Here is a 6,872-nt window from a genome sequence, read left to right on the forward strand (position 1 = left end):
TCCCGCCCCTCTCGCGTTCGGTGTCGTCAGTCGAGGATGCGGCAGTGCGTCGTCAGCTCGCCGATCCCGTCGATGCCGACCGTGACGGTCGAGCGGTCGCGGAGGAAGATCTGCGGGTCGCGCGAGTAGCCCGCGCCCCCGGGGCTGCCGGTGGAGATAAGGGTTCCGGGTAGGAGCGTCGCCGACTCCGACAGCTTGTGGATGAGCGTCGCGACCGACCGCACCATCTGGCCGGTGCTGGCATCCTGAACCGTGTGCCCGTCGACGACGGTCCAGATGTGCAGGTCCTGCGGGTCGGGGATCTCGTCGGCGGTGACGACGAACGGCCCCGTCGGGGTGAAACCGTCGAACGACTTGCAGCGCGACCACTGGGCTTCCGAGAACTGGATGTTGCGCGCCGTGATGTCGTTGACCACGGTGTAGCCCCACACGTGATCGAGGGCGTCGGCCTCGGCGACGTCGCGGCCCGGGCGTCCGATGATCACGCCGAGCTCGGCCTCGTAGTCGACCGCCTCGCTGAGCGCGCGGGGCCACGACGTCGTCGCCTCGTGCGCGGTGAGCGAGTTCGGCCACAGCACGAAGACCGTCGGGCCGGCGTCGGTCTTGAGCCCCAGCTCGCCCGAGTGCGCGGCGTAGTTCAGGCCGACCGCGAGGATCGACGGGGGAGCGAGGACCGCCGACGCGAAGGAGACGCCGGACAGCGGATGCCGCGGCGCCGATGTCGCGGCATCTCGAACCGCATCGAGAAGCTCGTCGCCGCCCGCGATGAGCTCCTCGAGGGTGCGCGGTGCACCGGCGAAGAACTCGTCGACGAAGGAGAACTCTTCGGCGTGGACGCTGACCAGTCGAGGGGACTCCGCCCCTTCCGGGGAACGGACGTGGGCGAAACGCATGCCTCCACGCTACCGGGCGCCTCGCGTCGACCGGCTCCACAACCCTCGGATCGTGCGAGCGGGTGGCCCCTAGGCTGTGTCGCATGAGCTACCCCTCGCCGCTCTCCCAGCCCTCGCCCGGGCAACCGGCCCGCATTTCGACGACCCCGCCCGTCGCCGTCTCGGCCGCTCCGCCGCGGGTGCGGGGAGGGGGAGTGGCGCTGTGGATCGTGGCGGCGCTGCTCGTCCCGGTGCTGGCCCTCCTGGTGCTGTACTTCACGCGGTTCCTCGGGCCCGCGGCATCCTTCATCGGGCTCGTTCTCGCCGTCATCCCCTTCGTCGTCGTGTGGTTCGTCGTGCGCTACATCGACCGGTGGGAGCCCGAGCCGCGGCGCCTGTTGATTTTCGCCGTCGCGTGGGGCGCGGTGGCGTCGGTGGCGATCGCGCTGGGTGTCGACCTGCTGGTGACGCTGGTCACGGGGGGACTACCGGATGCCGTCAGCTCGGTCGTTCAGGCGCCGATCGTCGAAGAGGTCGCCAAGGGCCTCGGTCTGCTGCTCCTGTACGCCTTCGCGCGCCGTTTCTTCGACGGCCCCGTCGACGGAATCGTGTACGGCGCCCTCATCGGCGCGGGATTCGCCCTGACCGAGAACGTGCAGTATTTCGCCATCGGCTACCTCGAGGGCGGGCCGGGGGAGGTCGCCACGACGTTCTTCCTCCGCGCGGTCCTGTCGCCGTTCGCCCACGTCATGTTCACCAGCCTCACGGGCTTCGCCTTCGGGCTGGCTGCGCGGCGGTCGCTGCGGACGGGCCAGGCGCTCGGCTACGCCGTCCCCGGGCTGATCGGGGCGATCGTCCTGCACGCGGTGTGGAACGGATCGGCGACGTTCTTCAACTTCTTCGAGGTGTACGCCACGCTGCAGGTTCCCCTGTTCGTGGCGTTCATCGTCGGCATCCTGCTGCTCCGTCGCGAGGAATCCCGGCTCACCCGCGTCCGGCTCGGCGAGTACGCCGACGCGGGATGGTTCACCCCGCAAGAGGTCGAGATGCTCGCCACGGCTCCCGGTCGCCGCTCGGCGGTGGCCTGGGCGCGCACGCTGCGCGGCGACCGCTCCGGCATCATGAAGAACTTCATCGTGGATGCCACGGCGCTCGCCGCCGCGCGACAGCGGGCGCTCTCGGGCCGCGACCCGCACGCCGTCGCGACCGAGCGTCAGTTGCTGGAGCGCACGACGGCGGCGCGCGCGGCGTTGCTCGCGCCGTGACTCTCGGGGCGTCGCTCGCGCCGTGACGCGCGCGGTGTCGCTCGCGCCGGGATCGCGCGGCGACGCTCGCGCCGTGGCGCCGGCCGCGTTGCTCCCGCCGCGACGCGCGCGGGGTCTTGACAGCGCCTCGACGCCGGAGCACCATCGATATAGGCCAACTCAGCGCCCGGGAGACACGCAGGCATCGCCGCGGCACCGGGCGCTGAGTCTTTGTCCAGGGGCTTTTCGAAGGGGCCGGGCGTGCTTGGATGGACCCATGACTGATCGCACCAAGCCGGAGTTCGACGCTCCCAGCGGCCCCGCCCCCTCCGACCTCGTCATCCGCGACATCATCGTCGGCGACGGCGACGAGGCCAAGCCCGGCGACACCGTCACCGTGCACTACGCCGGTGTCGAGTACGAGTCGGGCGAAGAGTTCGACTCGTCGTGGGGCCGGGGCGAGAGCATCCAGTTCCCCCTCCGCGGCCTGATCCAGGGCTGGCAGGACGGCATCCCGGGCATGAAGGTCGGCGGGCGCCGCGAGCTCGTGATCCCCCCGCACCTCGCCTACGGTCCCGCCGGCGGCCACTTCCTCGGTGGCAAGACCCTCATCTTCATCATCGACCTCCTCAAGGTCGGCTGACGACATCCGATGTTCACGAACCCGAGGGGGCTGCGGCACCCTCGGGTTCGTCTTTTTTCACGATCGTGGAATACATTCTTGTGAATGGGAGTTTGACCTCCCCAGGACGCCGATTCGGCTCCCCAGACCTCTAGGAGTGACATGACCGACACCACCACGCTCGAGATCCCCGGTTACAAGGCGGGGACCTGGGTGCTCGACCCCTCGCACAGCGAGGTGACCTTCACCGTCCGTCACATGATGATCTCCAAGGTGCGCGGCACCTTCGGCATGAAGAGCGCCACCCTCGTCGCCCCCGAGAACCCGCTCGAGGCCACCGTCGAGGCGTCCGTCGACGTCACCTCGGTCGACACCAAGGACGAGGGCCGCGACCAGCACCTGCGTTCGGCCGAGTTCTTCGACACCGAGACCTACCCGACGATGGACTTCCGCTCCACCGGCGTCCGCGTCGAGGACGGCGACTTCCTCGTCGACGGTGAGCTCACCATCCGCGGCGTCAGCAAGCCCGCCACCTTCTCCATCGACTTCGGCGGCTTCGGCACCGACCCGTGGGGCAACTACAAGGCCGGCGCGACCGCCAAGACGGTCATCAACCGCGAAGACTTCGGCCTCACCTGGAACGCCGCCCTCGAGACCGGCGGTGTCCTCGTCGGCAAGGACGTCACCATCGAGCTCGACCTGCAGTTCGCCCTGCAGGCGTGATCTCCTCGAAGGTCCCGGATGCCATGGCATCCGGGACCTTCGTCGTTTCCGACCGAGCCGGGTGAGTCACACTTCGGAGCGGCGCGAGAGGCGCAGCCGCTGCTGCACGAGCAGGATGCCGAGGAACACGACCGCCGCGCCCACCGGCTCGTTCCACGAGATGCGCTCGCCGAGGATCAGGATGCCGAGCGCCACCCCGACCACCGGGGTGATGTACGTGACGGTCGAGGCGCGGGTCGGACCCCACGCCCGCAGGGTGTTCTGGTTCCAGACGTAGGCGATTCCCGTGCCGAGCACGCCGAGAGCGATGATGCTCGCGACGACCGGGAGCGTGAGCTGCATGGGTTCGGCGAGGATCAGCGGCGACAGCAGCACCATGAACGCCGCGGCGGGCCCGATGTAGCCGAACGCGAACGCGATGCCCGAGAGGCCGGTGTCGCCGAGGAAGCGGCGCATGTACGCCAGGCTGAAGCCGTAGCAGGCCGTCGCGCCGAGGAGGGCGAGCTGTGCGATCGTGCTGCCGCCCACATCGGCGATCGCTCCGGGCGCGATGATGACGACGACGCCGAGGATACCGATCGCGATCCCGACGAGTTGGCCGACCTTGAGGCTTTCGACGCGGAACACCGCCCACGCCATGATCGCGGTCATGATCGGCGTGGTCGCGTTGAAGATACTGGCCAGTCCGGACGACACGTGCTGCTCCGCCCACGCGAACAGCAGGAACGGCACGACGCAGAAGCTGAGCGAGAGCACGCTCAGGTGGCCCCAGATGCGGCGGTCCCGCGGGAGGCGCTCACGACGGATCGCGACGATCGCCGCCAGCGCCAGGGCGCCGAAGAGCAGGCGGCCGCCCGCGACCTGCGCCGGGGTCATGCCGGTGAGAGCGATCGCGATGAAGAGGAAGCTCGAGCCCCACACGATGCCGGTGAGCACGAACTGCACGGCGATCGAGACGGGGGACGGGGAGGAAGAGGATGCCACGATCCCGACGATAGGGCCGAGGTGCGACACCGCGCGGCGTGGGGGAGTGCGACGGCGGAAATCCGCCGAGGTTCGGCAGCCGTGACGTCGGGTGCGGGCGCCCGGTGCCGGGCCTCGCTGGTCCCATCCATAAACGCGATCAGCGCACAGAAACACGAGCACACCGTGTTTCCGCGCGCGGATGGCGTTTATGCGGGTTCAGGCGGGCTCAGGGCTGGGGGTCGAGCGCGTCGTACTGCCGGAACCGCGGTGAGAAGCGGACGAGCGTGCCGACGAGCGCGAGGATCAGGATGCCGCCGAACAGCGGCGGCACCCAGAGAGCGGTCAGGGTCGCGAGGGTCCCGGCGTAGAGCGCTCCGACGCGGGGGCCACCGGCCACCACGACGATGAAGATGCCCTGGAGGCGTCCGCGCATGGCATCCGGGACCGCCGCCTGCATCATCGTCGAGCGGTAGATCGCGCTGACGTTGTCGGCCGCGCCCGAGATGGCGAGCGTGACCGCCGCCAGAACGATCAGCGCGACCGCGGCGTGGGTCTCGTCGACGACATCGGGACGGAGCCATCCGAGGCTCGCGGCGACGAGAACCAGGCCGAAGAGTCCGATGGACAGGCCGTAGACCTGGATGGCCCGCTCGATCCCGAGGCCCTGGCGGCGCACGCGCCCGATAGGGCCGGAGAAGAGACTGGAGAGGAAGGCGCCCGCGGCGACCGCCGCGGTGAGGACTCCGGTGGTGATGGCTCCGCCGCCGAGGAGCACGGCACCGATCGCGGGGAAGAGGGTGACGGGCTGGCCGAACGTCATCGCCGTGATGTCGAGGATGTACTGCAGGCGGATGTTCGGGGCGCGGCGGAGGAAGCGGGCGCCGTCGCGGAGCGACTCGAGCCCCGGTCGAACCACCTCGCCCTCGGGGCGCAGACGTGGCAATGACCACAGTCCGAGGAACAGCGACGTCATCAGCAGCACGTCGAGCGAGTAGGTCCAGGCGTAGCCCGCGACCGCGACGAGCACACCGGCCAGCGCGGGGCCGGCCATGACCATGATCCCGACGGTGACGCCCTGAAGGGCTGCAGCCGCCGGCAGCAGCTCGCGGGGGATCAGCCGTGGGGTGATCGCCGACTTGGTCGCCATGACGATGGAGTTCGCCGCGGAGTTCACGACGCTCAGGACGAACAGCCACCCGACCGTCTCGAGGCCCGTCCAGGCGAGGGCCGCCAGCAGCGCGGTCGAGACGAACGTGACCACGGCCGCGAGAAGCGCCACGGTGCGCCGGTCGAACGCGTCGGCGAGCATGCCGCCGTAAAGTCCGGCGAGGATCATCGGGAGCAGCCCCGCCACAGCGATCATCGACACGGCGAAGGTGCTCTGCGTCAGCTCGAAGACGTGCAGCATGACCGCCACGACCGTGAGCTGCCCGCCGAGGCCGGCGAGGGTCGATCCGATCCACAGGCGCGCGAACGCGGGTGACGTCGTCAGCGGGCGCAGGTCGATGAACGCGCTGCGGCGCGCGGTCACGCGTCGACCTCGACACGTTTGATGCGCGCCGTGTGTCCTCGCAGGATCTCGATGTCGCGGGGAGCGACGCCGAAGTGCGCGGCAAGCACCTTCACAACACCCGCGTTCGCTGCCCCGTCGACCGCGCGCTCGCGAACGTGCACCACGAGACCCTCGGCGGTGTCTTCGACGAGAGGGCCGCGTCGACTGCCGGGCTTGACGCGGACCGTGAGCTGCACGGATCGAGGCTACGCCAGGCCGCGGACATCGGGGTGCCGATGCCTAGCGAGCGCGGTGCGGTTCATTCGCATGACCCGTGGGGCAGGTGGTGAACCGGGGGCGTTTCCAGGCGACATCAGCCCCAGTCGTCATGCAGATGAACCACGCTGGTCCGCCGCGGTGGCCGAGTGTTCGTGCCGAATCCGGATGCTGGTAGACTCATGCGGTTGCCGTTCGATCGGCCGCGGATAAAGAGAGCCCACGCATCAGGCGTCGGGCGCCGCGCAACGAAGAGGAAGGGGATCACCTATGGCACTGGAAGCAGACGTCAAGAAGGCGATCATCGAAGAGTACGCGACGCACCCCGGTGACACCGGATCCCCCGAGGTGCAGGTCGCGATGCTGACGCAGCGCATCAAGGACCTCACCGAGCACCTCAAGGCACACAAGCACGACCACCACTCGCGCCGTGGCCTGTTCCTGCTCGTCGGTCAGCGCCGCCGCCTGCTGGGTTACCTGCAGGAGGTCGACATCAACCGTTATCGCTCGCTCATCGAGCGTCTCGGTCTGCGTCGCTAATCGCACCAGCGTTCAATCGCGCAAAACATTCTTGGAAGGCCGCCCCACGGTGTGGGGCGGCCTTCGTCATTCCCGGATGCCGTGGGGTAGCTCCCCGTCACGCATAAACGCGATCCGCTCGCATAAACGCGCTGTGC

Annotated in this window: 8 protein-coding genes; 4 read left to right on the plus strand and 4 right to left on the minus strand. The window is 69.3% G+C overall.

Annotated features, from left to right (window positions below):
* Positions 1-26: 26 nt before the first annotated feature.
* A complete protein-coding gene (locus NS283_RS17315) occupies positions 27-893 on the minus strand; it encodes a fumarylacetoacetate hydrolase family protein (RefSeq protein WP_058598099.1) in 867 nt (288 codons plus the stop codon).
* Positions 894-976: 83 nt separating this feature from the next.
* On the opposite strand from NS283_RS17315, the gene NS283_RS17320 reads away from it, so the two are divergent.
* The 3 genes from NS283_RS17320 to NS283_RS17330 all read left to right on the plus strand — a co-directional run bounded on the left by NS283_RS17320 (position 977) and on the right by NS283_RS17330 (position 3,461).
* Positions 977-2,137, plus strand: a complete 1,161-nt coding sequence (locus NS283_RS17320) for a PrsW family intramembrane metalloprotease (protein ID WP_058598100.1) — start codon at positions 977-979, stop codon at positions 2,135-2,137.
* 256 nt (positions 2,138-2,393) lie between these two features.
* Positions 2,394-2,759 (plus strand): FKBP-type peptidyl-prolyl cis-trans isomerase, encoded by a 366-nt coding sequence (locus NS283_RS17325; RefSeq protein WP_013583439.1) that lies wholly within the window; start codon positions 2,394-2,396, stop codon positions 2,757-2,759.
* Positions 2,760-2,900: 141 nt separating this feature from the next.
* Positions 2,901-3,461 carry a YceI family protein gene (locus NS283_RS17330; RefSeq protein WP_058598101.1) on the plus strand — a complete coding sequence of 187 codons (561 nt, stop codon included), beginning with the start codon at positions 2,901-2,903 and terminating at the stop codon, positions 3,459-3,461.
* A gap of 66 nt (positions 3,462-3,527) precedes the next feature.
* Here NS283_RS17330 and NS283_RS17335 read toward each other — a convergent pair whose 3' ends face one another.
* From NS283_RS17335 to NS283_RS17345, 3 genes are all read right to left on the minus strand, one after another.
* A complete protein-coding gene (locus tag NS283_RS17335; RefSeq protein ID WP_058598105.1) occupies positions 3,528-4,445 on the minus strand; it encodes a DMT family transporter in 918 nt (305 codons plus the stop codon).
* A 208-nt stretch (positions 4,446-4,653) separates the two neighbouring features.
* Positions 4,654-5,958, minus strand: a complete 1,305-nt coding sequence (locus tag NS283_RS17340; RefSeq protein ID WP_058598102.1) for an MFS transporter — start codon at positions 5,956-5,958, stop codon at positions 4,654-4,656.
* Entirely contained in the window at positions 5,955-6,176 is a 222-nt protein-coding gene (locus tag NS283_RS17345; RefSeq protein ID WP_058598103.1) for a DUF167 domain-containing protein, read from the minus strand. The genes NS283_RS17340 and NS283_RS17345 overlap by 4 nt, the downstream gene beginning before the upstream one ends.
* Before the next feature lie 289 nt (positions 6,177-6,465).
* On the opposite strand from NS283_RS17345, the gene rpsO reads away from it, so the two are divergent.
* A complete protein-coding gene (gene rpsO / locus NS283_RS17350) occupies positions 6,466-6,735 on the plus strand; it encodes a 30S ribosomal protein S15 (protein WP_058598104.1) in 270 nt (89 codons plus the stop codon).
* Positions 6,736-6,872: the final 137 nt, after the last annotated feature.

Source organism: Microbacterium testaceum (assembly GCF_001476285.1).
Classification (GTDB): domain Bacteria; phylum Actinomycetota; class Actinomycetes; order Actinomycetales; family Microbacteriaceae; genus Microbacterium; species Microbacterium testaceum_B.